Source organism: Streptomyces sp. NPDC111656, assembly GCF_055656965.1.
In genome coordinates, this window is sequence record NZ_JBVKCA010000031.1 from 24,466 (window position 1) to 50,524 (window position 26,059).

A 26,059-nucleotide genomic window follows, 5' to 3' on the forward strand; every position below is an offset into this window, starting at 1 on the left:
GCAGGGGGCACAGCGTACCCGGATCCGCTCCTAGCTTGAGATCACGGGTCAGTCAGGCCCCAGCTCACGCAATGACCTCTTCTCCTGGTGGGAGTAATCCGTGGCCACCTTCCTGTACCGGCTCGGCCGGCTGGCGTTCCGGCGACGACGCCTCTTCCTGACGTTGTGGATTGTCGTCCTGGCCGCCGTCGGTATCGGCGCCGTGAACTCGTCCGGCTCCACGTCCGAGGGCCTGAGTCTTCCTGGCACCCAGTCCCAGCAGGCGATCGACCTGCTGCAAAAGGAGTTCCCGCAGGCGTCCGCCGACGGCGCCACCGCGCGAATCGTCTTTGAGGCACCAGCCGGACAGAAGCTGACCTCGGCCGCCAACAAGACCGAGATCCAGTCCCTGGTGGCCAAGCTGACCAAGTCGCCGCAGGTGTCGAGTGTCTCCGACCCCTTCACCGACGGCCCCAGCAGGTCCGGCACCATCGCCTATACGCAGGTCTCCTACAAGGTCGCCCAGGCCGACGTCAGCTCCGCCGCACACGACGTACAGGCCGAGGTCGTCGCGCAGGGCGAGAAGGCCGGGCTGACCGTCAGTCTGGGCGGGAATGCCGTCAAGGACACCTCCTCCAACCAGCTCGCCGAGCTGATCGGCCTCGCGGTCGCCGCGGTCGCCCTGGTGATCACCTTCGGCTCTCTCATCGCGGCCGGGCTGCCCCTGCTCACCGCGATCGTGGGCGTGGGCATCGCCATTCTGTCGCTCACCATCGCCACTCAGTTCTTCGACATGGCCTCGCAGGCAACCACCCTGGCTCTGATGCTGGGACTGGCCGTCGCCATCGACTACGCCCTGTTCATTGTCTCCCGCTACCGCAACGAGATCCGCGACGGCCACCAACCGGAGGACGCGATCGGACGGGCCCTGGGCACCGCGGGCTCGGCGGTCGTCTTCGCCGGCCTGACCGTGATCGTCGCACTGAGCGGTCTGAGCGTCATCGGCATCCACTCGCTGACCTCGATGGGTCTGGCGTCCGCCTTCGCGGTGGCCGTCGCCGTGGTGATCGCGCTGACTCTGCTGCCCGCCGTGCTCGGCTTCGCCGGCAAGCGGATCACGAGTAACCGGCTGTCGACCCGCCATATGAAGGCCCTGGAGCGCGGCGAGGGTGATGCGATGGGCGTGCGCTGGGCGAAGTTCGTCACCCGCAACCCGGTCAAGGTCCTCGCGGTCTCGGTCGTCGGCCTCGGGCTGCTCGCGCTCCCCGCCACGTCGCTTCGCCTGGCCCTGCCCGACGACAGCATGAAGCCGCCGGGAAGCACCCAGCGCGTCGCGTACGACACCCTCAGCAAGGGCTTCGGGCCCGGCTTCAACGGCCCGCTCACCGTGGTCGTCGACGCGCGCGGCAGTGACGACCCGAAGGCCGCTGCCAAGGAAGCCACCACGCTGCTGGGCAAGCTGGACGACGTCGCCGGCATGAGCGACGCCGCCTTCAACAAGGCCGGCGACGTGGCCCTGATCGGCGCCATGCCGAAGAGTGCCCCGACGAGTCAGGCCACCAAGGACCTGGTGGGCTCCATCCGCGGCCAGAGCGCTGCTCTGCACAAGGACACCGGTGCCACTTTGATGGTCACCGGCTTCACCGCCGTCAACATCGACGTCTCCGCCAAGCTGTCCCAGGCCCTCATTCCCTACCTGGCCATCGTCGTCGGCATGGCCCTGATCCTCCTGCTGCTCGTCTTCCGCTCGATCCTGGTCCCGCTCAAGGCCGCCCTCGGCTTCCTCCTCAGCGTGGTCGCCACCCTCGGCCTGCTGGTAGCGGTCTTCCAGTGGGGCTGGCTCAAGGACCTCTTCGGCATCGACCAGACCGGCCCCATCGTCAGCATGCTGCCCATCCTGCTGATCGGCGTCGTCTTCGGACTCGCCATGGACTACGAGGTCTTCCTCGTCACCCGCATGCGCGAGGAGTACGTCCACGGAGCCGACCCCACGAAGGCGATCGTCCAGGGCTTCAGGCACAGCGCCCGCGTCGTAACCGCCGCCGCGATCATCATGATCTCCGTGTTCTCCGGCTTCCTCCTCGACGACGCGGCGCTCATCAAGTCCATCGGCCTCGGGCTCGCCTCCGCGGTGCTCTTCGACGCCTTCGTCGTCCGCATGACCATCGTGCCCGCCGTCATGGCCCTCCTCGGCCGCCGTGCCTGGGCTCTGCCCGGCTGGCTCGACCGGGTCATGCCGAACGTGGACGTCGAGGGCGAGAAGCTGCGCCACGCGCTGGCCGCCCAGCAGGCGAGCACCGTGCCCGAGCCCGTCCTGGCCGGCGTAGCCGCCACAACTCACAGCAGCATGGAACACAGCAGCGCCCCGTCCAACCTCGACGCCGGCTCCCGCGGCCCGGGCGCGGCATCCTCCGGGTCGCCGATACCCCGGCATCACCGCGGGCGGGCTCGCAGGCTGCCCGGGAGCCCGAACCGTCAGACGTACGGCGAAACGCCGGGGGAGACCCAGACGCCGCCGCGTCAACCGCAGACCCGGGGCAAAATACGAGGACTGTCCCAGCTCAAGCAGCGTTTCACACGTGGCAGCGACGCCACCTCCCCCGACCCGACCGACGACCAGGTACCGGGCACGAGGAGGCGGCGGAGGAAGCCCACCGAGAACAACTGACGCCGACCGGCCGCAGCGACAGCTGCCATCCGACCGTCCTTCACCGGCACCCCGCCGGAAGACGGTAGCCAACGCCCCGTTCGCCGGTCCGTTCCCCCCGGACCGGCGAACGGCCCCAAGACCACGAAGGGTGCACCGTGACTCCACCGAGCGCCCCCGCTCCCACCCCCCGCCCCGAGGAAAGCCGCCTTCTGGCAACCCTGACCGGCGACCCCGAACAGAGCGTGATCGTGTCGGTCATCGCCCGACTGGCCGCCTGGCGGCGCGCCGACCGGGCCCATCCCCGGATCCGACGGTGGGGTGTCCCGGTCCTGTGCACCCTGGCCGGCGCCGACACCTTCCTCAACCCCTACAACGTCGGCGACCCCAAGCTGCCGCTCATCCTCGCCTTCACCATCCCTCTGCTGTGGCGCGAACGCAGGCCCATGCTCGTCTTCGCCCTCACCACCGCCGCCTCCATCGCGGCCATCCCCTTCGGCGTCCTGACCGGTGCCGAATGCGCCCGGGTCGTCGCCCTGTTCAACGTCGGCCGCTTCTGCACCCCACGCCAGGTGGCCGCAGCCATCGGCATCACCACCGTGCAACTCGCCGCCTGGGCCCACTTCTTCTGGCGCGGTGGCCAACTGGCATACGCCACGCGCCCCGAGGTCATCACCCTGATGGCGATGGCAGCCATGGCCTCGTTCGCCACGCTGGGCCTCTTTGCGCGCCTGGCCTACGCCTACATCGACGTCCTGAAGAGGGAACGAGACCAGCAGGCCCGCCTGGCCACCGCACAGGAACGTGCCCGCGTCTCCCGCGAGATGCACGACATCCTCGGCCACACCCTCGCCGTCATCGTCGGCCTCGCCGACGGCGCCGCCGGACTCACCGAGGCCAAACCCGAACGGGGTGCCCAGACTCTGCGCATCATCAGTGCCAGCGGCCGCGACGCCCTGGCCGAACTACGCCGCCTGCTCGCCGTCATCAGCGACGACGGCGAGGACAACAAGGAGGGGAACCGTACGGCCGGCGCCCCGCTGGCCCCTCAGCCCAGCCTCGCAGACCTCGCCCCCCTCCTGGAACGGATCCGCAGTGCCGGTCCCACCGTCGCCCTGGACACCCAAGGTGACCTCACCGGCCTGGCCCCGGGCCTCCAGCTCTCCGTCTACCGCATCATCCAGGAAGCCCTCACCAACGCCGTCAAATACGCCGCCGCCGACACCTCGATCCAGGTGTCCCTCACTGCAGCGCCCGACGCGGTGCACATCACCGTCGAGGACACCGGCCCCTCCCGCGCGTCGGGAACAGGCCGCCCATCCACAGGCGGCGGCCGGGGCCTGCTCGGCATGCGTGAACGCGCCGCCCTCTACCAGGGCAACGTCACCGCCGGCCCCAATACCGAGGGTGGCTGGACCGTCCAAGCCCTCCTACGTCCCAGCCCGCCCGCCGACTCCCCGGAGAAGAACACCGTATGACCACCGTCCTCATCGTCGACGACCAGGCCCTGCAGCGCATGGGCTTCAGCATGCTCATGGAGCAGCACCCCGACATGACGGTCGTCGGAGAGGCCGCAAGCGGCGGCGAGGCGGTCCGGATGACCTCCGCACTGCGCCCCGACGTCGTCCTGATGGACGTCCGCATGCCCGGCATGGACGGCATCGAGGCCACCCGCCGCATCGTGGAGTCCGGCGGCCGCTCCCGCATCCTGGTCCTGACCACCTTCGACCTCGACGAATACGCCTACGAAGCCCTCCGCGCCGGCGCCAGCGGCTTCCTCCTCAAGGACGCACAGCCCGAGGAACTCGTCGCCGGCATCCGTGCAGTGGCCTCCGGTGACGCCGTCATCTCCCCAGGCCTGACTCGCAAGCTCATCGACGCATTCAGTGACCGCCTTCCCGGCCAATCCCCGCAACAGCAGAGCCGCCTCGCCGACCTGACCGAACGCGAACGCGAGGTCCTCACCGCCGTCGCCTCCGGCTGGACCAACAGCGAGATCGCCGACCGCCTCCACCTCGCCGAGTCCACCGTCAAGTCCCACCTCAGCCGCATCTTCACCAAGATCGAAGCCCGCGACCGCGTCCAGGCCGTGATCTTCGCCTACGACACCGGCCTCGTACGCCCCGCCTGAACCGTCCCCCACACCGCTCCCCTCGCACCAACCAAGTCCCGCAGCCGAGCACCTACGACGACGAACAGGACACAGCGATCGGACCGTTGACACGAACCGGCATGGGCGGCGGATCTCGGTGACGGCGTGCGCCATCGCCGACTGCATCCGCACCCCCAGGACGTCGAGCTTGAGCAGTCCGAGGTCTTCGACGTCCTCCTTGTCGGCTTGCACCATCGGGTAGCCGCCCGGGGTGGGTTGCACGGGCAGCCGCTCCAGCAGACTTGCGTCGGACAGGATGACGCAGCAGGGGTGCATGGCGTAGCCGCGGGGCAGCGCGTCCAAGCCCTCGGCCAGCTCCCACAGCGGCTCGAACTCCCCCGCCCGAGCGGCAAGTTGGCGCAGTTCCGGCAGCTCGGCCAGGGCTCCGCGGATGTCGTGCGCGCGGATGTGCGGGAACGACTTGGCGATCTCGTCCACGACCTGCGGGGCCAGTCCGAGGGCGAGGCCGGTGTCGCGCAGGGTGTGGCGGGCCCGGTAGGTCTCGGGCATGCCGGTGACCGCGACCCGATCACGCCCGAACCTTTCGATGATCTTGTCGTAGACGTCCAGGCGCCGGGCCGACTCCACATCCAGGTCGATGTCCGGAAGCGAGGTCCGCCGCTCGCTCAGAAAACGTTCGAACAGCAGCCGGTGCTCGAGCGGATTGGCCGTGGCCACGAACAGACTGTGGTTGACCATGGACCCGGCGCCGGCGCCACGCGCGGCGACCCGGATTCCCATCGCCCGTACATCCGCCACGACCTGCGCCACGGCCAGTAAATAGCCCTCGAAGCCCAAGCGGCCGATCACGTCGAGCTCGTAGCCGAGCTGCCGCACGGCGCCCTCGTCGGTGTCCAGGCCCTGGGCGAGCATGCCGGAGTCGCACCGCTGCCGCAGCAGCCGCATCGCCGAACCGGGCTCCGGTCCTGCCCCGACGACGGACGGCTCGGGAAAGTGCGGCCGCCCCAGCCCGAGATCGGCTGGGGTGAGCGCGCAGGACTGGCCAGTCGCCTCCGTCTCGGCCAGCAGACGCGCGCCCCGGTTGCGGTCGCCGGCGACGGCCTGGGCGATCCGCTCGGCGGCCGCCGTCATCGCGGCCGGGTCCTTCAGCCAGCGTTCGCCGCCGTCCAGGTACTGGCGGTCGATGGGCCGCAGCAGCCGCGCCGCATCGAGCACGTCGGCGAGCCGGTGCTGAGCGGGGTCGGCGTAGCGGACCGTGTTGGTCAGTACCACCGGCACACCCAGCTGGTCGGCCAGGCCCACGGTCCGCGCGGCCAGCCGCAGCGATCCCGGAGCGGTTCCCTCACGGCCCAGATACACGGCCTCCAGGCGCGGCCCGGCCAGCTCCCGCCACGGCACGAGCAGCTGCTCGGCGACGTCGATTCGGCCCGTGGACAGGGCCCGTACCGCCTCGGACGCCGGACCGAGCAGCACGACCAGGTCCCGGTCGGCGTACTCGCGCAGCACCGGCCAGGACACGACCGGCAGGCCTCCGTTCGCCTCGGCGTGCGCGGCGGACACGAGGCGGCACAGCCGTGCCCACCCGGCCGGGGTCTGCGCGAGCAGAGTGATCCGCAGCGGCGGTTCCGCCACGTGGGCGCTGCCGCGTGCGGGCGTACGCGGCCGACCGGCCGTCGGGTCGGACGGGGTGATGGGGGCGACGGCGACGTCGACACCGAAGACGGGGCGGATGCCGGCGGCGGCTGCGGCCTTGGCGAAGCGGACCGTGCCCGCGACGGTGTCCCGGTCGGTCAGCGCGAGCGTCGTCATCCCGCGCTCGGCAGCACGCTGCACAAGTGTGTGGGGGAGCGAGGCGCCGTAGCGGGCCGAGTAACCGGAGGCGACGCGCAGATGAGTAAATCCACGGCTTCGCACCTCCCGTCTCTCGCGTGCCCCTCCCTGACCTGTGTCCTCTCCAGGTATCCACCACAACTCGAAATCGTACAAGCGTGCGAACGGGTGACTTGATGCTGTCCCACGCCCTGCAGCAGCCGCAAGAAGCGGACGGCCTTGAATCAGCGGCCCAGGACACGCCCGTGTGACGTGAAGCGGGCGATGGCGGCCACGGATCTGGTGCCACTGAGGACGGCGACCAGGCGCAGGGCGAGCAGGGAGCCGATCCGGTAGCGGCGGCCTCGGACCCGGCTCGGGTCGGGCACCTGGTCCAGTACGTCAGCCAGGGCGCTCAGGCCGGGAAGTTCGATGAGCGGGCATGGAAGGTCAACGTCCCCGTGGTGGCGTGCGAGGGCGTCGATCAGGGAAGATGGCGCGCGAACGCGACCCCTGTTCATGATCTTTGGCTTTGAGAACCTTGATCATCAGGAGTCGCGTTCGTCATTTCCAGTCGGGCACATCGGCCACTGTGCACCACACCAGGGTGAACTTCTCATCTCGCCACGTGAGAACGCATCAGCCCTGGTCATAGGGGTTCCCGGGGTGCCCTTCTGAGGGCGAGCGGCGCGGGCAGTACAAGCTTGGCCGTTCGGGCGAGCCGATGTTCGCAAGCCTCGAAACAGGCTCGTACTGTCCTGTCTTCGCCCCGTAATGCCCCGTACACGGCGTACAGTTTTCTCATGTCCCGGCCTCGGCAGTTTGACGACGAGGAAGTTGTTCGGGCTGCTCGCGACCAGTTCTGGTCCCACGGTTACGACCGAACCTCCATCGACGATCTGAGCGCCGTCACGGGCTTGGGACGCGGAAGCCTGTACGGGGCCTTCGGAGACAAGCACGCCCTGTTCCTACAGGCTCTGGACAGCTACAACAGTGACGCGATCGGAGCCTGGCGTTCGGCTCTGCGCGGCCCGGGACCGGCCCTCCCGCAGCTGGAACGCTTTGTGTGCGACGTCTCCGAAGCGATGAGCAGGGACGTGGAGCGGCGCGGCTGCATGATGGCCAGGAGCGCCACGGAACTCGCCGCCGTCGACAAGACCGTCGCCGAGCGGACTGCTGCCACTGTCCGCGGTATGCACAGCGAGCTGTCGGACTGCCTCGCCCGGGCCCAGGAGGAGGGCTCGTTGGATGCCGAAGCGGACACGGACGGTCTCGCAAGCCTTCTCCTGGCTGTGCTGCGGGGACTGGAGGCCCTGGGCAGGGCGGGAGCCGCAGCGGAGGTTGTCATCGGCGCTGCCGAGCAGGCCTTGACCCTTCTTCCCCGCATGTCCACGAGCGAGCCGGCGCCGGATCGGCGGGAGGACCGTTCAGCGCCGTGACCCGGTCCTGTTTCGGCCTTGACTGTCACTTGGTCGTCCGGGAACTCGTGGCCACTGAGGATGGCAAACACCCTTGTTGTTCGCCGCTGTCTTGAACACCACGCGGTCCGGGGCGAACGGACGCGACTCGCTGACTCCGGCGAAAGAGAGCGCCAGCTCCCGGACGTCGTCCACGGTCATCATGGCTTCCTCGCTTCCATGACTGACGTAGCGGCGGCTGCTAGGGGCGGATGAGTACGGTGCCGACCTTGCCGGGCTGCACCGCGTGTTTCACGGCGGTGGCCAGCTCGCCGAGGTCGTACGTAGCGGCCACGTCGAACTGGTCCTTGAACGCCAGCGCGATCAGCGTCGCGGCGACCGCGTCCGATGCCCGCCTCTCGGCGGATGCCTCCAACAGCCACCGGCCCAGGTTCGCGCCCCGCACCGTCAACGACTGGTAGAGCAGAGTGGACGCATGCACCGAGATCCGCTCCTCGGCGAGTTCCCCGTAAATGACCAGCCTGCCGCCCGGCGCCAACAGCTCTAGAAGGCTTTCCGTCAGCTTTCCGCCGACAGGGTCGAAGGCCACACTGAGCGGGCGGCTGCCGGCTGCCTTGCGGACCTCGTCGGCCCAGCCCGGATTCTCTGTCGCCACGACTGGGACGTCCGGGAACCGCTTGCGCAGTTCGGCGGCACCGCGGTCACTGCGGACGACGTTGACCAGGCCCACGTTGTGGTACTGCATCACGCCCGTTACCAGCCGCCCGACCGACGAGCCAGCGGCGGCCTGCACCAAATATCCGTCGTATCCCAAGGCCAGGTGCTGCTCCGCCTCACGGCGCAGCATCACCGCGGTGAGCGGGTTCGTCAGCATCTGCGCGGCGACCTCGTCCGACAGCTCATCAGGCACGGGGACAACAATCTCGGCGTCCGCCAGGATCCACTGTGACCATCCCCCCGGCAGGGGAAAGACGGTTACACGGCCGCCGACCTCGACGCCCGGAGCCACGCGCGTATCCGGGCCGATGGCCTCGACCACGCCGGTGGCCTCCACACCGACTGGAACCGGCTCAGGTGCCGTCCCGGGGTAGGCCTCGACGGCTAGGAGATCACCACGGTGGATGGGGAAGGCTGTGGTGCGGATGAGGACCTGACCGTGCGCAGGCGTTTCCGGCTCGGGCTCCTCGATGACGGTCAGGACGTCGGCGGGCAACCCGCCGCGGGTGTAGACGACACGACGGTTCATGATTGCTCCTGTGCGCTGGTGTGCATGGGGCTTGGCCGGGGCGTCAGCCGACGTCCATGAGCAGCAGGTGCTTTGCGCTGAGTGCTCCGTCCAGCTGCATCAGCCGGCCTCCCTCCCGTAGACCGCCGAGGTCCAGGGCGGCGAATCCGAATTCGTTGAGCAAGCCGGCCACGGCCGCCTTCGCGTCGGCGTCGTCGCCCGCGTAGAAGACCACCTGACGGCCTTCCTCGTGCTGGGGGTCCGCGGCGATGAACGCGGCGAACAGGCTGTTGAACGCCTTCACGATCCGCGCTCCGGGAAGGCGCTCGGCGACCCACTCGCTGCCCGTGAGGTCACCGACGTCGTACCGGCCACTCCAGGGGTTGGCCGCGGCGAACTGATTCGTCGTGTCGACGACGATCTTCCCGGACCAGTCGGTAAGGCTGGTCAGGTCCGGCACTGCGGAGAACGGGACCGCCAGGAAGACGAGGTCCGGCTGCGCCGCCTCCTCGGCCGTCACGGCGCGGGCCTTCGGCCCCAACTGCTCCGCGACTGCCTTGAGTGTCTCGGGGCCCCGGCTGTTGCCGATGAGTACCTCATGTCCGTGACGGACGGCCTTGTCGGCGACGGCCCGGCCGATCTCTCCCGCGCCGAGAATGCCGATAGTGCTCTGTGCGGCCATGCTGCCCATCCTTGATCGTGTGTCGGGACCGTGCCGGCGCCCCGGCAGCGGCTGTGTGGTCGGCTCAGGCCGCTTGCTGCCGGGACGGTCCCGGCCTCAGCGGCAGGTGCGGGCGGTACCTACGCGCGATGCGGGTTGAAGTCCAGGAGGACCTTGCCCTTCTCCCGGAAGTACGCGAGCGCCTCGGGAAAGTCCGCGGCCTTGTAGACGGGTGCGGAGGGCAGGACGAGTCTTCCCTCGGAGACCAGCCGCGCGGACTCCGAGTTCAGAGCCGGAAGCCGGGGAAGAAACTCGTCCTGGTACATCCAGAATTTCGTCGTGGTGATGTTCTTCGTCCTCAGCACGTCAGGATCCGGCGTGAACGGCTGGCCGCTCAGATACCCGTAGATCGCCAGCAGGGCGCCGTCGGTCAGTACGTCCAGCAACAGTGCAGTCGCCGCACCGCTGACACCGTCAAGGCCGAGTAGCACCGGATCGGAACCGATGGCTTCCCGCACGCGCGCGCCGGCGTCCGCCGAGTCGACCACCACGATGTCGGCGCCGAGATCACGGAGTTCGCACACGAGTTCCGCGCGGCGAACGATGTTGATCGTGCGCAGCCCTCGTTCCTTGGCGAACACGATGACAGACCGGCCCACCCCGCTGTTGGCCGCGTTCTGCACCACCCAGGAGCCGGCCGCAAGGTCACGCAGGCCGACCAGGAGCCCTGCGCTGACGGGATTGATGGTGAGCATCGCTGCCTGTTCAAGACTGATGGACTTGTCCACGACGGTCAGGTCTGCCGCCTTGGCCACCACCCGCTCGGACCAGGAAAAGACGCCGAAGGGAAGCAGGACCCTCTCGCCGGGGCTGACCTCCATGACACCGGGCCCTACGGAGACGACCGTCCCGACGCCCTCGTTTCCGATGGCCGTCGGCAGCTCAGGGCGAACGGGGTAGACACCTTGCGCCAGGAGAAGGTCGTGGTGGTCGAGCGGGGCGTACTCGACCTGGACCAGCGCCTGTCCGGCGATGGGAGCCGGGGGCTCGGGCACGTCCACCACCTTCAGGCTCTTCTCCGGCTCCCCGAACTGGGTGAGGTGAATGGCGAGCATGGGACACGACTCCTAGCTTGGTCGCCGTCGCTTCTCGAAATTCGAGACATCGCTTCGGATGCCGACGGCCCGGTCCCCGAGAGATTCCACTGGTGTATCCAGCTCGGTTCTGCTCCGGCCCGTGAGGTGGACGGTGGAGCCCTCGGCGACGAACCGACGAGCTATAGCCAGACCGATCCCGGTCGAGCAGTCACCAAACCGACCTTGCCATCAAGCTGTCCCAGAATGTCCACTTCTTCTTCGATGTAGCTCACCCGGAGACCTGCAGAGAGCACAGCACGCCGACACACGGCAATCCATGCCCGTCCATCTGGTGACGCCCTCGTCGACGACGGAAGACTCCGCCACGCCACCTCACGGACCGCACGGTTTAGCGAGATTTGTACCTACTAGTAAAGAACCCGAACCGGGTCACTGCAACCGGAGAGGCACCTGCCCTGCCCGGTCTCCAGCTGGCTGAACAGATGCTGTGCTTGAGTTTTGACCTCACCGTGCCCTCGTAGTCCGATCAGCCTTTTCTCGCGTCCTCACTACGCGTAGTACGCGATGCCGCAGCGATGCTCCGGCAAGAGAATGGACGCGACCGTCTACGTGCAGCGTCGTTCTCGCCCGAGGAGCGGATGAGATGAGCTTGGAAGGCATGGCCGGCTTGCGGGTGATCACACATGATGTCCAGGCTGTGCTCCTGTCGCTGAGCGGCGACGAATGGGCCGCTCCGAGTGCCGCCACCGGCTGGTCAGTCAAGGACTTCACACGCCAGTCCACTGAAGCCTTGCCGGTCTTCGACACGTTGCAGAACGAGCCGTATGCCTCCACCCAGGCGCCGTACCTCGACTTGGAGACGTATCCCCTGCACAACATGGCCGACCTCTGCGCGTTCGACTTCTACGCGCATCTGCGACGGGACATTCTCGCTCCCGTGGCCCTCTGCGGCATCAACCGCCCCCACCGGACGAGGCCCGGCTTCGCCCCGCCGTGGGATGGCTCCTGGCCGGCCTGCCGAACATGCAGCCCGGCCTCATCGACAGCCTGACCGGGGCCATCCAGCTGACATTGAGCGGGCCGGGCGGAGGCGGGTGGGTGCTCGAACCAGAAGAGGGGCAGATCACCGTGAGACCGGCAACTGCCCATTCCCGCGCAGCGGCCACCGTGGAGTCGACGGCACACGACTTCACGGCCTGGGTCACGACCCGGTTGCCCTGGCGCGACGTACGACCGTGACCGGTGACCATCAGGTGGCGGACCGCTTCCTGGACACGCTGAACCTCGTCTGAGCTTGAGTTATTTATCCTGTGCGGCCGTCGGGTTTTCTCGTCGATGGAGGTGTGTTGGATGACGTCGGTCGTGGGACTGCTGGAGGTTCGGGAGTTGGCCACGCGGGAGCGCGTGGAGGGGTCGCGCGAGGCCGCGGATCGGATCCTGGCCGAGCTTGGCGAGGCGGAGACGAGGGAGCAGCCTGCCCAGCACCGCGGTGACCTCTGTTCGAGGTGCTGGCCGGGCCCCTGGCCCATCCCACGACACCCGGCGCGTGCTACCGGCGGCGGACTGTCGCCTTCGACAGCTGCAGCTCTCTCAAGGCTCGCGACCAACCGCAGATCCGCGGCTTTGTGAACAAGATCCGCCGTCACCGGAGTAGGGCCGGCCATCCGGCCCTGTGCCTGGTGGCCTTTGACGCCAACGCGTTCCTCGTCACCGCATCCGATACCGGCGCCCAACTCTTGGTCCGTCTCAACCCTCGCCGTCGTCCGGCCGTACGGACCGCTCTGCCCGACAGGTCATTCCTGACCCGCTTCAACGGTCTCAAGTTCCGCGTCATCGAAGCTCACATCATCGTCACCACCAGCGACGGGCAGCCGACGTCCTGGCACACCCCTATCACGAGCGCTGGGAAGTCGAATCGGCTTCTACGTCCTACGCCACACCCTGCTCTCCGGCCGGGTGCTGCGTTGCTGCGAGTGAATCCGTGAGCTGGAGAGAGAACGTGATGTCGTCAAATGCTGCATGGCCTTGTGAGCGAAGTAGCTGCGGCGGACCCGGCCCAGGTGGTCGGGGTGTTCAGCGGCTGCAAGGCCGAACAGGACGTTTCGCACACCACGGTATGCCGCGCGCTGGGCGTGAGCGAGTCGTGGTTCTACAAGCGGGCCGCTCGCTCCAGGACCTGATCAGCATGGTGGCGGAGCAGCGCGAGCGCCTTGGGTTCACAGCTCCGCCTTGTTGCGGTCCTTCAGCGCCAGGCCCTTGCGCGAGGCTATGCCCAACTTCCTGAGTGCGCGGGCAACATGCTGCTCCACTGTGCGCGGGGACAGGTGCAGCGTAGCCGCGATCTCGCGGTTACTGAGGCCTGAACCGGCGAGCTCCGCAACCTCCTGCTCGCGCGGAGAGAGCCGCTCATCGTATCGGGGCCGGCCCTGTGGGCGTCGCTCGGTGTGGGGATGAGCGCGCAGTTCAGCACGTACCCTGGCGACGTCCCATGTCGCGCCGAGCACTTCCAACTCCTCGGCCGCATCGGCGAGTTCCGAGACGCCCGCGGTGGTCCCCGGATTGCTCGCTTGGGCGCATCGTCCGGCGGCCTCCGCCATGAGAGCCGCGTCGTAGGGCCGGGGGAGTGACTGGTAGCAGGTACGGGCACGCCGGAAGTGCTCAGCCGCTTCCGGGAACGTACCCTCCGCCTCGGCCAGCAGTGCCCGGCACCGCATCAATGCCGCGGTGGCCATGGGCGCCTGTCTGCTTTCGACACCAGCCGCGAATTCGTCCACCATCTCCCACGCGGTTTCCGACTTCTCGGCGCGGATGGTCGCTTCCACGGCCCATGGGGCCAGCTCGGCCGCCCAGACCCACACGCCTTTGGCGCGCAGCGCGGACCACCCGTCGGACGCCTCCCGGGCCGCGGCCTCCAGGTTCTCGCGGGCGAGGGCGAGTCTGATCCGGCCGCCTGCGGCTGCGGCGGTCGATGGTACGGGACCACTTGCCTCGGAGACGACGGAAGCCGAGAGCCAGAGGCCGGCCTTGTCCCAGTCTCCCTTTGCCATGGCGAGGACGCCCAGCGCCAGCATGGCGTCGCCAGCAGCGAAGGGCGTGTCCCCGACCTCTGCCACGTACGCGCGGGCCCGGGAGGCGAGGCCCGCCCAGCGACCGGTCACCATGTCCAGATGCAGTGCGCTACCCCGTACCATCTGTTCCTCGTACACGGAACCACTGCGCATGGCCAACTCCGGTCCCTCGGCCAGTAACTCGCGCGCTCGTGTGTACTCGCCCAGCCACGTGGCCGCGTCGACGGCGTTGCACACACCGCGTGCCGCATGCTGGAGAATCCTCGGATCAGCGTCTTCCCGGGGGAGCCTTTCCAGCTGCTGCCATCCGTCCGGATCGCCCACACTGAGCAGTGCGGTCGCCTGGTTTGCCGCGACCGCCGCCTGGACCACCGCGTCCTCGCTCTCGGCCGCGGTCGTCACGGCCCGCGCCAGCCAGGTGAGATTGTCGGCCAGTGGACCATCGGGCCAGTAGGGCAGTGCCAAAGCCGCCATGGCCCGCGCTGCCAGCCTCCCGTGGCCGCTCAACTCCTCGACGGATTTGATGAGTTCGACGCGACCTTCAGCCGCCTGCCCCAGGTGATTGCCGAGGAGCAGCCCGAGGTCGAGCCGGATCTCCCCGCGCACAGCGGCGGATAGCTCGGGGTCGTCGACAAGTCTGCACAGCACCTGAACCGTCTGGTCCGAGCGCAGTCCGCTGTACGCGCTGCGGGTGAGCATCAAGGCCAGCCGTTCCCGGTTCGGATGAGCGACTGAGGGGTTCGCGAGCGTGTCCTCGAGCAATGCGATCGCCGACTGGTGGTCCCCGGCCTCCACGGCCTCACGCGCGGCTTTCTCCACGCTCTGCAGCCAGTCGGTCGTCCGGCCGGACGCGAGCTGGTGGCGGGCCAGCTGTGCCCACGGCGTCGGACGCCGAGCCTCCAGTACCGCGGCTGCGCGACCGTGCAGCTCTCGTCTCACCGGACCGGCCAGCAGCTGATACACGGCCGCGGCCTCCATCGGTATCCGGAACCCGTACTGACCGAGCCCGAGCTCGTGCAGCACCGCCTCGCGCAACGCGGCCGTCAGCGCGGAACGGCCGCTGTCCACGGACAGGTCCGCCATCGATGACAACTCGTCCTCGGTCGCCACCTCGTCCAGGACGGCCGCCGCCCACGCCAGGCGTCGTGTCTCCTCGTCCAGTGCCGCCGTGCGGCCGACCACCAGCTCGGTGAGCCGGACCGGCACCGCGGTCTCGTCCACGTGCCGGGCCGTCAGCCGGTCCCGGCCGACCGCCGTAGGTCTGGCGCCCGGATGCGGACTGGCCGTCTTGAACTCGGCCACGAGATCGGCCACGGCCTGGGCGATGCCGCCCGAACGCTCGTACAGCCGGGTGAGGAACTGGGTCGAACAGCGGTCTTCGCCCAGTGCCTCCACCGCCATCTCGCGGACCGTGGCCTCGTCGAGCGCCCCAAGCCGCAGTCTCAGGAGGTTCATCTCGGCGGGGTAACCCACGGGGGCGCCCAGCACCAGCCCGGGGCGTGCCAGCTCCTCTGGGCGGTAGGTCAGCACGGCACGTGATCCCGCCGGCGGATGCTCCAGGAGGGTCCGTAGAGCGCGAGCGTCCTGATCGCCCGCACGGTGCACGTCCTCAGCCACCAGCAGCATCGGTCCACCCGCGTCGAACGAGGCGGCCAGCTCGCTGAAAGAGGAGACGCGGGGCTGAGTTGGCTCCGACTGCACCAGGACGGTGGTTCGGGTGCCCGTGGCACGACGCGGCCCCTCTGTCTTCGTTGTCGCCGACGCGATATGTTGCGGGCGGGCGGATTCCTGGCGAACAACGGCACCCGAAGGCCTGAACGTGACTTTCAGGCGAGGTAGCTCGCCGAGTCCCGGGAGCGTGAGAAGCCACCTCACGAATTGAGTCTTACCCGTCCCCGCCGCTCCGTCGACGAGCACCAGCACCGGCGCACCCGTCGCCAGTGGCTCGCGTACCGCTGTCTCCCACTCGCGTTCACGCTTCACGCCCTCGTCCGTCCCCCTGCGTCCATGCCCACTTGCCAGAACAGAGCCCCGGCTCCGTCTGGTTCATTTCGCCATCGCCATCACATACCGAACGAGTCTCATCGAAGCAGAAGTCGGGGTGACAGTGTGCGTACTCAGAGCTATTGCGCATCCGTAGGTCGGTTCTCCTGATTGTCGTAGCGCTTCGACGGCGACACGGTCGAAAGTGATGCCTCGCACAGCTCATCAGCGGTCTCAGGAGAAAACGGCATGGCCATCACGGATGGCTTCCCCTCCATCACAGCCGACCGTCGGCGACCAAACTCGCCGGCACCAGCTAATTAGATGGCTGTCCCAGCGCAGGATTTCACGCTCCAGTTGCCGCTCCTTCTCCGTTTCGAGCAGCCGGGCGTTCTCAGCGCGTAGCAGGGCCAGCTCCTGAGCCGTGCTCTCCTGCCCCCGCCCAGCGTGGCCGGCCGCTGATAGGCGCTGTCCTTCCCACGTGCGCAGCGTCTCCCTGGTGATTCCGAGCCTGCGGCCACCGCCGCATACGGGCGCGCGCCACCGCTCGCGCGGTGCAGCGCGTTGGCGTCCCTCCGAAGCGCACGCTGGGCGTTCGGGGCCGGTTGGGCCAGGTCGTGTCGCGAGACCGCGCCCAGTTTTCGCAGGGCACTGGCGACATGCTGTTCCACTGTGCGCGGGGACAGGTGCAGCTTGGCCGCGATCTCACGGCTGCTCAGGCCGGTGCCGGCGAGCTGTGCGACCTCCTGCTCACGCGGCGACAGTTCGGTCGCCGTATCGGGGGCGGCCCTGTGGGTGTCACTCGGTGTTGGGATGGGCGCGCAGTTCCGCCCGTACCCGGGCCACGCCCCATGTCGCGCTCAATGCAATCAACTCCTCTGCCACATCAGTCAGTTGCGACATCCCACTGTGGCTCGGCGCGGGCGAAGACGCGGCCCATGAGCACTGCGCGGCGGTGACCGACGAGTTCAACTCGGCAGCGGCTGCCCCTCTGCGCTCCGACCCATCGGGGCCTCGTCGGCGAGGTCGCGGAGGAGCGCCGTACGGGCGGGAGTGCCTGACGGGTGGCCACGGCGGAGAAGCCCGCGCCGTTCCCCCCGGGGGCGCCGGCCTCGTACTGATGGCCGTGACAGTGGCGACGGGGTGAAGACCTGGACCTTCGCTTCGGGCTCGCCAGGCAGGTCACAGCCCCTGTGAGGCCGGGAGCATCCGTTTGCGACGCCTACCGGCGGCTGCCGGGCGATCTCGCCGATGGCGCCCTGGGGGCTTCGCGGGCGTCAGCGAGAGGCTGCGTGGCGGTCGGCAGAACATCGTTGCCGTAGAGATCACGGACCCAGTTGGCTTGGTAGATGGTCTCGAGATAGCGCTCTCCGAGGTCCGGGGCTATGGCCACCGTGGTGAGGGAGGGCGTGTCATGTCGGGTCAGCCAGTCGATCGCCCCGCTGACCACGGTGCCCGTGGAGCCGCCGAAGAGGAAGCCATGTCTGGCCAGGCTGTGGCAGGCCCGGATGGTGTCGGCCTCCTCGACCTGTATCGCCTCGTCCACGTACGACGAGTCGAGCAGCGGTGGTCGCATGCTCATGCCCAGGCCGGGGAGCATCCGGCGGCCAGGTGCTCCGCCGAAGGAGACCGAGCCCAGAGGGTCGACCGCCACAATCCGCACAAGGCGATGCCAATGCCTGAACCAACGGGCACAGCCCATGAGTGTTCCGGTCGTGCCCGCCCCGACGAACAGGACGTCCAGGTCAGGGAATGTGTGCGCGATGGCCGGTGCTGTTGTCTGGTAGTGCGCCTTCCAGTTGTTGGCGTTGGTGTACTGGCTCAGCCACACATAACGTTTGTCCTGTCTGCAAAGCCTGCGGATGTAGTCGAGGCGAGCTCCGAGAAAACCATCGTGCGGGCTGGGCTGGGTGACGATGTGGACCTGGGCTCCGAGTGCCTCCATCAACAACCGGGTCTGCAGGTTGCAGCGCGAGTCCGTCACGCACAGAAGCCGGTAGCCCTTGCTGGCCGCTATTACGCTCAGGGCCACGCCCATGTTGCCGGACGAGGACTCCAGCAGGATCGATTCGGGCGTCAGGACCCCTGCCCGTTCCGCGGCCTTGACCATCTCCCTGGCCGGCTTCAGCTTGATGGAGCCTGCGAAGTTGAAGCCCTCGCATTTCAGGAACAGCGGCTGCCCGAAGATCGGCTGCAGGTCGACGTAGAGGTCCTCCTCGTTGAAGCTGTAGGGGTCGGAGATGACTGGCACGATGGCCTCCGTGGTTTGATGCGCGGCGTGGCGCCGTGGGCTGCCGCGCCGTTCATCCGTAGCGGTTCAGCTGGTGGAAGAAGTCGTCGACGACGTGCGGTTCTTCGGAGTCGGCGACCTTGTCGTAGACGTACTTGCCGACGGCCGGATCGAGTGCCCCCAGGCCGAAGGGGGAGGACGGAATCGTTGGTGTCTGGTCCCGTGGCGATAGTGGCGATATGTGGAGCACGAGTGGACCGTGCGTGAACCATGCCGGGTCATGGACGTGGGGACGGGCGGCGACCGTGGCGAAGACCACCAGGTCGCTGAGGCGGATCACCTCCCCGGCGTTGTCGTGCACGGTGATGTGCCCCACGGCGCCCGACTGCTCCAGACAGCAGCGCAAGGTTGCCGCGTTGTCGGGGGACAGATCGAACACGCCGATGTTCTCGGCCGGCGTGCGTGACCAGCGCGGAAGGATGGTGACGCCGCCGCGGCTGACAACGGACTGCCAGCAGTCCTCGTCGTCGGGCTGGACCACATTGACGTCGGGTGCGACGGTCATCAGCTGCACCTTTCTGCCTGGTCGCAGCCCTGATCACAGCCCTGATCCAGCTCCCGGGCCGGATTGCCGCCCCACCAGGAGTGCGAGGGAACGACCTCCCCTTTCATGAGGAAGGAGTCCGGGGCGAGCACCGCGCCGTCGCCCACTGTCACGCCGTAGTGGACCAGCGCACCGACACCGACCGTGCAGCCGCGGCCGAGCGTGATGCTGTCGGACTTGAAGGTCCCGTCCTCCTGCGAGTGGCACTGGATGATGCTTCCCGCGTTCAGAGCGCACGCGTCACCGATGGACACCATCCGCCGCTCGGTCAAGTAGCAGCCGTCGTCGAAAACCCTGCGACCGATCCGGACGCCCAGCGATCGCCAGATCACGTTCTTGAACGGAGTGCCGTTGAAGATGCGCAGATAGGTCTCCGACGGCACCTTCCAATAGCGCTCGCGCCACCAGAATCGGGGATCGTAGATCGAGCAGTACAGGGCGCCCGGACAGCGCACCGCGGTGAGGACACGCTCGACCAGCACGAAGTACACCGCGGTGAAAACCAGAACGAGCACATCGGCCAGCGCGAGAGCAAGCGCGCCCAGACGTGCGTAGGTGTCGACAGCCCCGGCGGCGAGCAGTGCGGCAACCAGAACGTAGATCCACCGCACCAGCAAGTACCAGCCCATGGTGGCCGCGTTGTGCTTGTTCTTCGCCGCGAGGCCACGGCGAAGCTCTTCGCCGCTCGCCAGCCGGTCGAACCGACTGTCGCGCAGGACCGACCGGGGGATCTCGAAGCTGGGTGAGCCCAGCAGACCCACACCTTCCCGGAGCTTGCCGTCGACGGGGACCATGACCTTCGTCGCCAGAAGGCAGTTGTCGCCGGCGCGTGTCCGCGCCGGATAGGCGATGCGGTTTCCCAGGAAACTGTGGGCCCCGATCGGTGCCCGGGAGACCCGGAACGCTGTACTGGAGAAGTCGGCATTCACGATCGACAGGCCGTCGGCCACCATCGTTCCGCTGCCGACCGAGCTCAGGAACGGGCTCTCGTGCCTCACGTCGCAACCGAAATTCGACCCCGTCTGCTCGATGGGGGAGAAGTCGTAACCGATGCTGCGCAAATAGTGGACGATGCAGGAACTGTCACCGAACAAGCGGGTGAGGAATCGCCTGTTGGTAAGCCGCGCGACAGCTCGGTGCACTGAGTAGTGCCATCCGTACAAGGGGTAGTCGCGGCCCGGTACGACGGCGCGACGGAGCACACGGGGCAGCACGGTGATGAGCAGGAGGCCGAGCGCCACACCGCCGAAGACCAGCACGGCGGCAGCCACCGCGGCATCGCGATAGAACGTGCCGCTGGTGAAGGCCGAGGGCCCCGGCTCGATGAGCGTGTTGAACTGCGGAACCGCGACCAGCAACATGACTGTGCCGCCGACGACGAGCGGCACGGACAAGAACAATGCGCCCGCCAACTGCAGGACACTGTGCAGGGCTCTGCGGAGCGTGGCGTGCGGCATCTCGCCCACGACCTGGAAGTTCGTCTCGGTGCGCTGTGCCGGTGATCCGTGCCAGCGCTCGCCGTCGGACACAACCTGCCCGCTGTGCAGCGAGGAGGCATGGGCTAGCTGGGCTCCGTCACCCAGCGCTGTCCGGATGTCGATCACCGTGGCCTCACTGACGAGCACCGACTTCCCGATGCTGACCGGGCCCAACTGGAGCACGCCCCCCTGGGCGCGATAGCAGGAGAAGAACGAGTCCTTCCGGATGACGGTGTCCTCACCTATGGTGAGCAAGTCGGTGCACACAGGCACGTTTCGGGAGAGGATCACGGCTCCCCGCCCGATGTCGGCACCGAGCGCTCGGAGATAGAGCACGTACAGTGGCGAGCCGACGAACAGCACCAGCGGACTCGAACGGATCAGCGTCCTGACGATCCAGAAGCGAACGTACGTCAATGACCAGATACGGATCTGCCCCGGCTTCCACCGCCCGATGAGCGTCCACTTCACGAGGACGGGAAGGGCGCACAACCCGAGGAAACCGGCGCCGCCGAACAGTACCGACCTCACATAGACATCGAACACGCCCGACCCGGCGGAGATCCACTCGTACCCCCATGCCGTGGCCACGGCCACGAGACAGGTGTAGGCGAGGAAGGCGAAGGCCTGAAGGAATCCGCACCGGACGTATTCCGCCGTGCTCGCGGTCGCGTCGGTGGGCGGGCCCATGGCCTGCGTGGGCCGGGCGGGGGTCGGTGCGGGCGCCGACTGAGGGGCCATGGGGGCCGGCACCGCAGCCGCCAGGCCCCTTACGGTGGGATGTTGATAGATCTCCTTCATCGACACGGAAGGCAGATCCGCCCTCTTCCGCAGCCGCGCGCAGAAATGCGCCATCACGAGGGAATCGGCACCCAGGTCGTCGAAGAAGTGACTGTCGACAGGTACCTGCTCGATGCACACGACCTCGGCCAGCACTTCCGCGAGAGCGTGTTCCATGTCGAGGTCTGCGGGGTGCCCGTCGTGCGACGGTGAGGTGGATCGGAGCCCCGGTCTTCGGAGATCAGAGGCGAGCAATTCAGCTTCGCCGATGCCGGGTCGGCCGCCTGCTCCGCCATGGCGGACAGTGCTTCCGGATGCGTTTGACGTGATCTTCGATTCTGACGTCATGATCTGTATACGCAGCCCGTGCGGGAATGTATTGGATATTTGATCTTTTCTCATATTAAGGTCATTTACCTTGCGGTGCAGATGGGGGAGCGCGCAGTCCGGGCCCCGCCGGGCGCTACCGCGCGAGCTGCTCCCGATGCACCGTGGCGGCGGAACGGGGGAGAGCGCACACGATCGCTTCGTGGGGAAGATCTTGATCACCGGGAGCAGGCCATCACCGACCTGCTGACCGGCCACGATGCGGGCAACCTCGTTGTGGCCGACGGGATGCCGTCCTCCGTCACCTGGCCACCGTCGAGCCGCTGCTGTCCGGGCTGTTGACCCAGTGCGCGGCGGACCGCAGTCGGCAGCGCGAGCAGGAGCGGGCCGAACAGTTGAAAGAGTGGCACAGCGAGGCCCAGGAGCTGACGTCGTGCTACGTGGCGTTGACCACCTCGGCCCGGCAGTATCTGGCCGCGCTCACCGACCGCTTGCACGCGCTGGGACGCGACGAGGATCTGCGGTCCGTGCGGCAGCGGCTGGCCGAGGCGCGTGACCTGCATCGGGACGTGCACGCGGAGGCTCAGATGCGGGTGCCGGAGCGCGTGCTCGAACTCGCGGGCGACCTCGGTCATGACCTGGGTGTGGTGTTCGGCATGGTTCGGCGTCTGGACGACGGAGCGCCGCGAGCGGGGGACTCGCCGGTCGTTGTGCAGGACAGCCTCGACGCACTGTGGGGTCGGCTGCGGGAGACGCGGCGCGAGATGAGGGCCGAACCGGGCGCGTCCCGGGCGGATTTCGGGCGTTGAGGAGGAGAAGCGCGGGATCTTGTCGCTATGCGTCCGGCGGATCGGCACAGTGGCGTTGATTCCCAGGGCCGTCGAGGTCCAGGAGGGGAGGCAGGGGGGCGGTGGGCGACGAGGAGAGCGGCGGCGTACAGGGGCTGCGCGTCTGGGCGACGGACGCCGCGGAGTGGGTCAGGCGGCTGACCCCGCCATGGGCGCGAGAGATGTTCCGCTTCGGGCGTACGACGCGTAGATCGCCGAACTCGACCAGCCGGCACGGCTGCTGGACCACGACCCCGCTCTCCGCGGCGCGGTGAGTATATGGCGGGGCGGTGCGATGGGTGGCCTTGTACCTGGTGTCGATCATTACGCCGATACGGGCGCAATAGGGCGGGTACGGGGCGGTACCTGACCTCTCCGTCTGCGGAGGCCGCGGAGAAGCGCGCTCCCAGCGTGTCCGCCGGCCTGGTGGCAGCCCACCTTGCGAGGTCGGGGCCAATCGGCCGTGTCGTGTGGTTGGTGCATCAGGGGCGGCGACTTTCTCGGATGGTCGCGACAGGTCTCCCAGAGCCAGTTGGGCAGGCGGACGGGCATTCGCCACGGCTGATCACGAGCGAAGCACTGGATGCGGTCGGGCCTGACTGTCAGTGGTGCCGCATGCCCTGAATGAGCACGTCGGTCGGCTACTTGTCGACGGGCCGGGTCCAGCAAGGAGGGTGGGGCGATGGCTGATCGTAGGACGGTGACGCGCCCGACGACGCGTTCGAGGCCCTCTCACGAGTGCTGGACCAGGTCCGTACCGAGAACCACCGCCTGGTGCACAGCCCGCAGCCCGCGCTCGGCCGGCGTCCGCCGCCCGCGTCCGGCCCGGCCGATCGGATCGAGCAGGTCCGACTCTCAGCAGTCGGTTTCCACCGGTTCAGGGATGCCGTCCGTGCCCAGGGCCTGGCGCAGGTTCTCCACGCTCGGTGCCCCGTCCGCGGTCCCGCCCGCGTGCCGGTAGATCCGGCACGACACGCTCGGCCCCATTCCGGCCTGCGCGAACGGGTCGATCCCATCGACGAGCACCGTGGGCGAGCCGGTCATGCCCCACCGGGCCGCCTCCGTGGCGTCGTGCACCTCCACCGCCTTGACCTCAGCGGCCCGCCCGGCCAGGGCGGCCCGGATCCGTTCTTGCGCCACGGGAGCGTTGCGGCAGTCTGGAACCGTCAGCACCGTGATCCGCATGACCGTCGTCCTCCCAGTTCAAAGGCTTCGTCTGCGACGCTAGACCTTCCAGTGCACAGGAAGGTCAAGGGCTAACCTGGAAGCATGCGCATCGGCAAGCTGGCCACTATGAGCGGAGTTGCTGCCAAGACCATCCGCTTCTACGAACAGGTCGGTCTCATGCCCGAGCCCCCACGCACCGCGGGCGGCTACCGCGACTATCCCGCCCACGCTGCTACGCGTCTCACCTTCATCCGCGACGCCCAGCGCGCCGGCCTCACCCTCGCTGAAATCCGCGACATCCTCTCCCTGCGCGACAGCGGGCAGGCCCCCTGCAGCCATGTCAGCGATCTCGTCCACCAGCACCTCGGTGATATCGACCTGCGCATGGCCGAACTGCGCAAGACCCGCACCGCGCTCAAGGAACTCGCCCAGCGCGCTGCCGCAACCGACCCGGCTTCTTGCAGCGATGCCGACATCTGCCGCATCCTCAGCCAGCCTGCTGGAAGCATCGCCGGATACCCTGGCCGCAATCCATAAGTGCCTGAATTCAGGATTGTGTGCACTCTCGTGGTGTGCTGACTGTTGCCTCCGGCATCGAGGTGCTGGCCCGGTTCGGCCGTGCGCTAGAGGCAATCGCCGCCATCGCCGTCAAGGAAGGCCGCGAGGCCTGGCCGGGCAAGTGGTGCTGCGCACCCGCCTCTGCGGTGATCCCGGAGTGGACCGGCACCGGGACGGGCGCCTGCGGCTGCCGCTCCGGATGCGAGCTGCAACTGACGGCTCCCGGCGAACTCCGCCTCGCGCCACGCCTCTCGCCCCAGAGAATCCGCTGCGCCTCGCCTGCCGGGCGAGCGAGGAGCGGGCCGCCGGGGACGCGCACCCGCTTCGGATACTCGTGCGCCTCAGTCTCCGAGTCCTCAGTCTCCGAGTCCTCGCCGCGAGAAGCCTGCGCCTTCACCCACTGAATGCTGAAAAATGTACCCAAATCCTATTGACTCTTGGCGCATCCGGTGCAGTGTGATTACTAGGCCACAACACCGAAAGAGCCACAAAGTCGGTGAGGACGTCTAGTCGGCAGAGTGACGTGGACAGGATGTGGTTCAGGCCCCCGGCAAGCCGGCGCGATACCGAGGCGACAGTGACGACTGAAGCTTCAGGACACGTGCAGCACTACCGGGGACTGTTTTGCCCTCGGAGCCCTCGGAACTTTTTGCGCGGGCCTGACCGCGGCGCGAAGGCTCCGGCGCGCCTGCGCTCCGCGGAACCGAGAGCGCCAAGCCTGTCCCCTGCGGCCGGATCCCGGTCAGTCTGCATCGATGTCGGGATCGATGTCGGGCTGGATCTCCACGGTGAAGGCCGCGTCTTCGGGACCGTCGCCTTCCTCGTCCTCCCAGACGATCACGCGTACGTGCCTCTGCCCGGTGCCGCGCACCTCCCACTCGGTCACCAGGTCGGTGACGACGAGGGCGGCGACGTATTCGGCGGCCTCTTTGGGATCGTCGGTGATGACGGTCCCGCGCCACCGCTCGGGATGGCCGCCGTAGGGACGCCAGCCCTGCGAGCCGTACGGCTCGTCGACCCGGTACACCCAGCCCTTCTCGGTGCCCATGGCACCGATCCTTCCACTACTGCCCCGGCGGCATCGAGCTGGAGAAAACAGGGGTGACACGGGGTGACATGGGGGACTTCCTCGTGACCCGGGCAGCTCGCTGGGGGTGGCCGCGACCGGGATGCGCACCAGGTGCTGTGGGATGACGCTGGAGGAATGAAGGCCACGTGGTCCGGGATGCTTCGGTTCGGGTTGGTCGCGCTGCCGATCAGGCTGTACGCCGCCACGGAGGAGCATCCCGTGCGCCTTCACGAGATCCATGTCAGCGATGGAAGCCGCGTCGAGCACCGCTGCTTCTGCAAGGCCGAGAACCAGGAAATCCCGTACGAACAGGTCGGCAGGGGCTTCGCCCTGGGCGACGGGCGCACGGTGCGGCTCACGGACGAGGACCTCGCTCATCTGCCTCTCCCCACGAAGCGGACCGTCGACGTGCTTGGTTTCGTGCCCTTCGAGGACATCGACCCGATCAGCTACGGGCGGCCGTACTACGTGGGCTCCGGACCGGGCGGCGACCGCCCGTACTCCCTGCTCGTCGAGGCCCTCGCCCGCACCGGCTACGCCGCCGTCTCCAAGGTCGCCCTCTGCGGCCGGGAGCGGCTGGCGCTGCTTCGCCCTCGCCACGGCATGCTGATCCTTCAGACTCTCCTGTGGCAGGACGAGCTGCGCGACCCCGGAGACCTCGCGCCCTCGACGCCGGTCACCGACCGGGAGCTGGAGTTGGCTGAGGTGCTGATCCGGGAGCTCACCGGCATCGACGTCGGAGAGGTGCACGACGAGTACGCCCACGCCCTTGAACAGCTCGTGGACATGAAGATCACCGGCGGTGAGCTTGCCGGGCCGGTGGAGGCCGCCCCTTCGCCGGACCTGATGGCGGCACTGGAGGAGAGCGTCCGGGCTGCCAAGCGGGCGCACCGACGCCCGTCGGCCCGTCCCCAGCCATAGACCTCGTGGTCGTACAAGCGCTGTGGACGTTCGCTGTAGCGGATGCTGCTTGCGTGCGTCGCCGGGGCCCCAACCGCGCGGGTCGGTGACGAGCCAGT

22 protein-coding genes and 1 pseudogene are annotated in these 26,059 nt (G+C 68.2%); 10 read left to right on the forward strand and 13 right to left on the reverse strand.

The window, feature by feature from the left end; translation table 11 throughout:
- Window positions 1–100: 100 nt before the first annotated feature.
- The 3 genes from ACZ7M3_RS47280 (at window position 101) to ACZ7M3_RS47290 (ending at window position 4,757) form a co-directional block, all read left to right on the forward strand.
- Window positions 101–2,647: an MMPL family transporter gene (locus ACZ7M3_RS47280; RefSeq protein WP_472072214.1), complete on the forward strand. Its 2,547-nt coding sequence runs from the start codon at window positions 101–103 to the stop codon at window positions 2,645–2,647.
- 137 nt (window positions 2,648–2,784) lie between these two features.
- Window positions 2,785–4,104, forward strand: coding sequence for a sensor histidine kinase (locus ACZ7M3_RS47285; protein WP_472072216.1), 1,320 nt, complete (start codon window positions 2,785–2,787; stop codon window positions 4,102–4,104).
- A complete protein-coding gene (locus ACZ7M3_RS47290) occupies window positions 4,101–4,757 on the forward strand; it encodes a response regulator (protein ID WP_472072313.1) in 657 nt (218 codons plus the stop codon). The genes ACZ7M3_RS47285 and ACZ7M3_RS47290 overlap by 4 nt, the downstream gene beginning before the upstream one ends.
- 105 nt (window positions 4,758–4,862) lie before the next feature.
- On the opposite strand, the pseudogene ACZ7M3_RS47295 reads toward ACZ7M3_RS47290, so the two are convergent.
- Both ACZ7M3_RS47295 and ACZ7M3_RS47300 read right to left on the reverse strand, forming a co-directional pair.
- Window positions 4,863–6,653, reverse strand: a pseudogene (locus ACZ7M3_RS47295) (PHP domain-containing protein); the annotation flags it as partial.
- A gap of 140 nt (window positions 6,654–6,793) precedes the next feature.
- A complete protein-coding gene (locus tag ACZ7M3_RS47300) occupies window positions 6,794–7,069 on the reverse strand; it encodes a hypothetical protein (protein ID WP_472072218.1) in 276 nt (91 codons plus the stop codon).
- Between the two features lie 282 nt (window positions 7,070–7,351).
- Here ACZ7M3_RS47300 and ACZ7M3_RS47305 point away from each other — a divergent pair, with 282 nt between their 5' ends.
- The gene (locus tag ACZ7M3_RS47305) at window positions 7,352–7,987 is read left to right on the forward strand and encodes a TetR/AcrR family transcriptional regulator (RefSeq protein WP_472072220.1); all 636 of its coding nucleotides are present in this window, start codon (window positions 7,352–7,354) and stop codon (window positions 7,985–7,987) included.
- Between the two features lie 220 nt (window positions 7,988–8,207).
- On the opposite strand, the gene ACZ7M3_RS47310 is transcribed toward ACZ7M3_RS47305, so the two are convergent.
- From ACZ7M3_RS47310 to ACZ7M3_RS47325, 4 genes are all read right to left on the reverse strand, one after another.
- On the reverse strand, window positions 8,208–9,212 hold the full coding sequence (locus ACZ7M3_RS47310; RefSeq protein WP_472072222.1) for a zinc-binding dehydrogenase: 1,005 nt from the start codon (window positions 9,210–9,212) through the stop codon (window positions 8,208–8,210).
- A 43-nt stretch (window positions 9,213–9,255) separates the two neighbouring features.
- The gene (locus ACZ7M3_RS47315; RefSeq protein ID WP_472072315.1) at window positions 9,256–9,921 is read right to left on the reverse strand and encodes an NADPH-dependent F420 reductase; all 666 of its coding nucleotides are present in this window, start codon (window positions 9,919–9,921) and stop codon (window positions 9,256–9,258) included.
- A 71-nt stretch (window positions 9,922–9,992) separates the two neighbouring features.
- Window positions 9,993–10,967 (reverse strand): zinc-dependent alcohol dehydrogenase family protein, encoded by a 975-nt coding sequence (locus ACZ7M3_RS47320; RefSeq protein ID WP_472072224.1) that lies wholly within the window; start codon window positions 10,965–10,967, stop codon window positions 9,993–9,995.
- Window positions 10,968–10,979: 12 nt separating this feature from the next.
- Window positions 10,980–11,144: a hypothetical protein gene (locus ACZ7M3_RS47325; RefSeq protein ID WP_472072317.1), complete on the reverse strand. Its 165-nt coding sequence runs from the start codon at window positions 11,142–11,144 to the stop codon at window positions 10,980–10,982.
- 454 nt (window positions 11,145–11,598) lie between these two features.
- On the opposite strand from ACZ7M3_RS47325, the gene ACZ7M3_RS47330 reads away from it, so the two are divergent.
- Both ACZ7M3_RS47330 and ACZ7M3_RS47335 read left to right on the forward strand, forming a co-directional pair.
- Window positions 11,599–12,000: a hypothetical protein gene (locus tag ACZ7M3_RS47330; protein WP_472072226.1), complete on the forward strand. Its 402-nt coding sequence runs from the start codon at window positions 11,599–11,601 to the stop codon at window positions 11,998–12,000.
- Window positions 12,001–12,976: 976 nt separating this feature from the next.
- A complete protein-coding gene (locus ACZ7M3_RS47335; protein ID WP_472072228.1) occupies window positions 12,977–13,129 on the forward strand; it encodes a hypothetical protein in 153 nt (50 codons plus the stop codon).
- A 36-nt stretch (window positions 13,130–13,165) separates the two neighbouring features.
- Here ACZ7M3_RS47335 and ACZ7M3_RS47340 read toward each other — a convergent pair whose 3' ends face one another.
- The 5 genes from ACZ7M3_RS47340 to ACZ7M3_RS47360 form a co-directional block, all read right to left on the reverse strand.
- Complete coding sequence (locus ACZ7M3_RS47340; RefSeq protein WP_472072230.1) at window positions 13,166–16,000, reverse strand: LuxR C-terminal-related transcriptional regulator; 2,835 nt, start codon at window positions 15,998–16,000, stop codon at window positions 13,166–13,168.
- A 320-nt stretch (window positions 16,001–16,320) separates the two neighbouring features.
- Entirely contained in the window at window positions 16,321–16,815 is a 495-nt protein-coding gene (locus ACZ7M3_RS47345) for a response regulator transcription factor (RefSeq protein WP_472072319.1), read from the reverse strand.
- Window positions 16,816–17,222: 407 nt separating this feature from the next.
- Entirely contained in the window at window positions 17,223–18,251 is a 1,029-nt protein-coding gene (gene sbnA / locus ACZ7M3_RS47350; protein ID WP_472072232.1) for a 2,3-diaminopropionate biosynthesis protein SbnA, read from the reverse strand.
- 52 nt (window positions 18,252–18,303) lie between these two features.
- The gene (locus ACZ7M3_RS47355) at window positions 18,304–18,795 is read right to left on the reverse strand and encodes a hypothetical protein (protein ID WP_472072234.1); all 492 of its coding nucleotides are present in this window, start codon (window positions 18,793–18,795) and stop codon (window positions 18,304–18,306) included.
- Entirely contained in the window at window positions 18,795–21,269 is a 2,475-nt protein-coding gene (locus ACZ7M3_RS47360) for a Pls/PosA family non-ribosomal peptide synthetase (RefSeq protein WP_472072321.1), read from the reverse strand. The genes ACZ7M3_RS47355 and ACZ7M3_RS47360 overlap by 1 nt, the downstream gene beginning before the upstream one ends.
- A gap of 545 nt (window positions 21,270–21,814) precedes the next feature.
- Here ACZ7M3_RS47360 and ACZ7M3_RS47365 point away from each other — a divergent pair.
- Both ACZ7M3_RS47365 and ACZ7M3_RS47370 read left to right on the forward strand, forming a co-directional pair.
- A complete protein-coding gene (locus ACZ7M3_RS47365; RefSeq protein ID WP_472072236.1) occupies window positions 21,815–22,228 on the forward strand; it encodes a hypothetical protein in 414 nt (137 codons plus the stop codon).
- A 101-nt stretch (window positions 22,229–22,329) separates the two neighbouring features.
- Window positions 22,330–22,521, forward strand: a complete 192-nt coding sequence (locus tag ACZ7M3_RS47370) for a hypothetical protein (RefSeq protein ID WP_472072238.1) — start codon at window positions 22,330–22,332, stop codon at window positions 22,519–22,521.
- A gap of 580 nt (window positions 22,522–23,101) precedes the next feature.
- Here ACZ7M3_RS47370 and ACZ7M3_RS47375 read toward each other — a convergent pair.
- Window positions 23,102–23,431, reverse strand: a complete 330-nt coding sequence (locus ACZ7M3_RS47375) for a hypothetical protein (RefSeq protein ID WP_472072240.1) — start codon at window positions 23,429–23,431, stop codon at window positions 23,102–23,104.
- 84 nt (window positions 23,432–23,515) lie between these two features.
- Between ACZ7M3_RS47375 and ACZ7M3_RS47380 the strand changes: the two genes are divergently transcribed.
- Window positions 23,516–23,950, forward strand: coding sequence for a heavy metal-responsive transcriptional regulator (locus tag ACZ7M3_RS47380; RefSeq protein WP_472072242.1), 435 nt, complete (start codon window positions 23,516–23,518; stop codon window positions 23,948–23,950).
- A gap of 763 nt (window positions 23,951–24,713) precedes the next feature.
- Here ACZ7M3_RS47380 and ACZ7M3_RS47385 read toward each other — a convergent pair.
- Window positions 24,714–25,019 (reverse strand): hypothetical protein, encoded by a 306-nt coding sequence (locus ACZ7M3_RS47385; protein ID WP_472072244.1) that lies wholly within the window; start codon window positions 25,017–25,019, stop codon window positions 24,714–24,716.
- A 156-nt stretch (window positions 25,020–25,175) separates the two neighbouring features.
- On the opposite strand from ACZ7M3_RS47385, the gene ku reads away from it, so the two are divergent.
- Window positions 25,176–25,961 carry a non-homologous end joining protein Ku gene (gene ku, locus ACZ7M3_RS47390; RefSeq protein ID WP_472072246.1) on the forward strand — a complete coding sequence of 262 codons (786 nt, stop codon included), beginning with the start codon at window positions 25,176–25,178 and terminating at the stop codon, window positions 25,959–25,961.
- The last annotated feature ends 98 nt before the right edge of the window (window positions 25,962–26,059 follow it).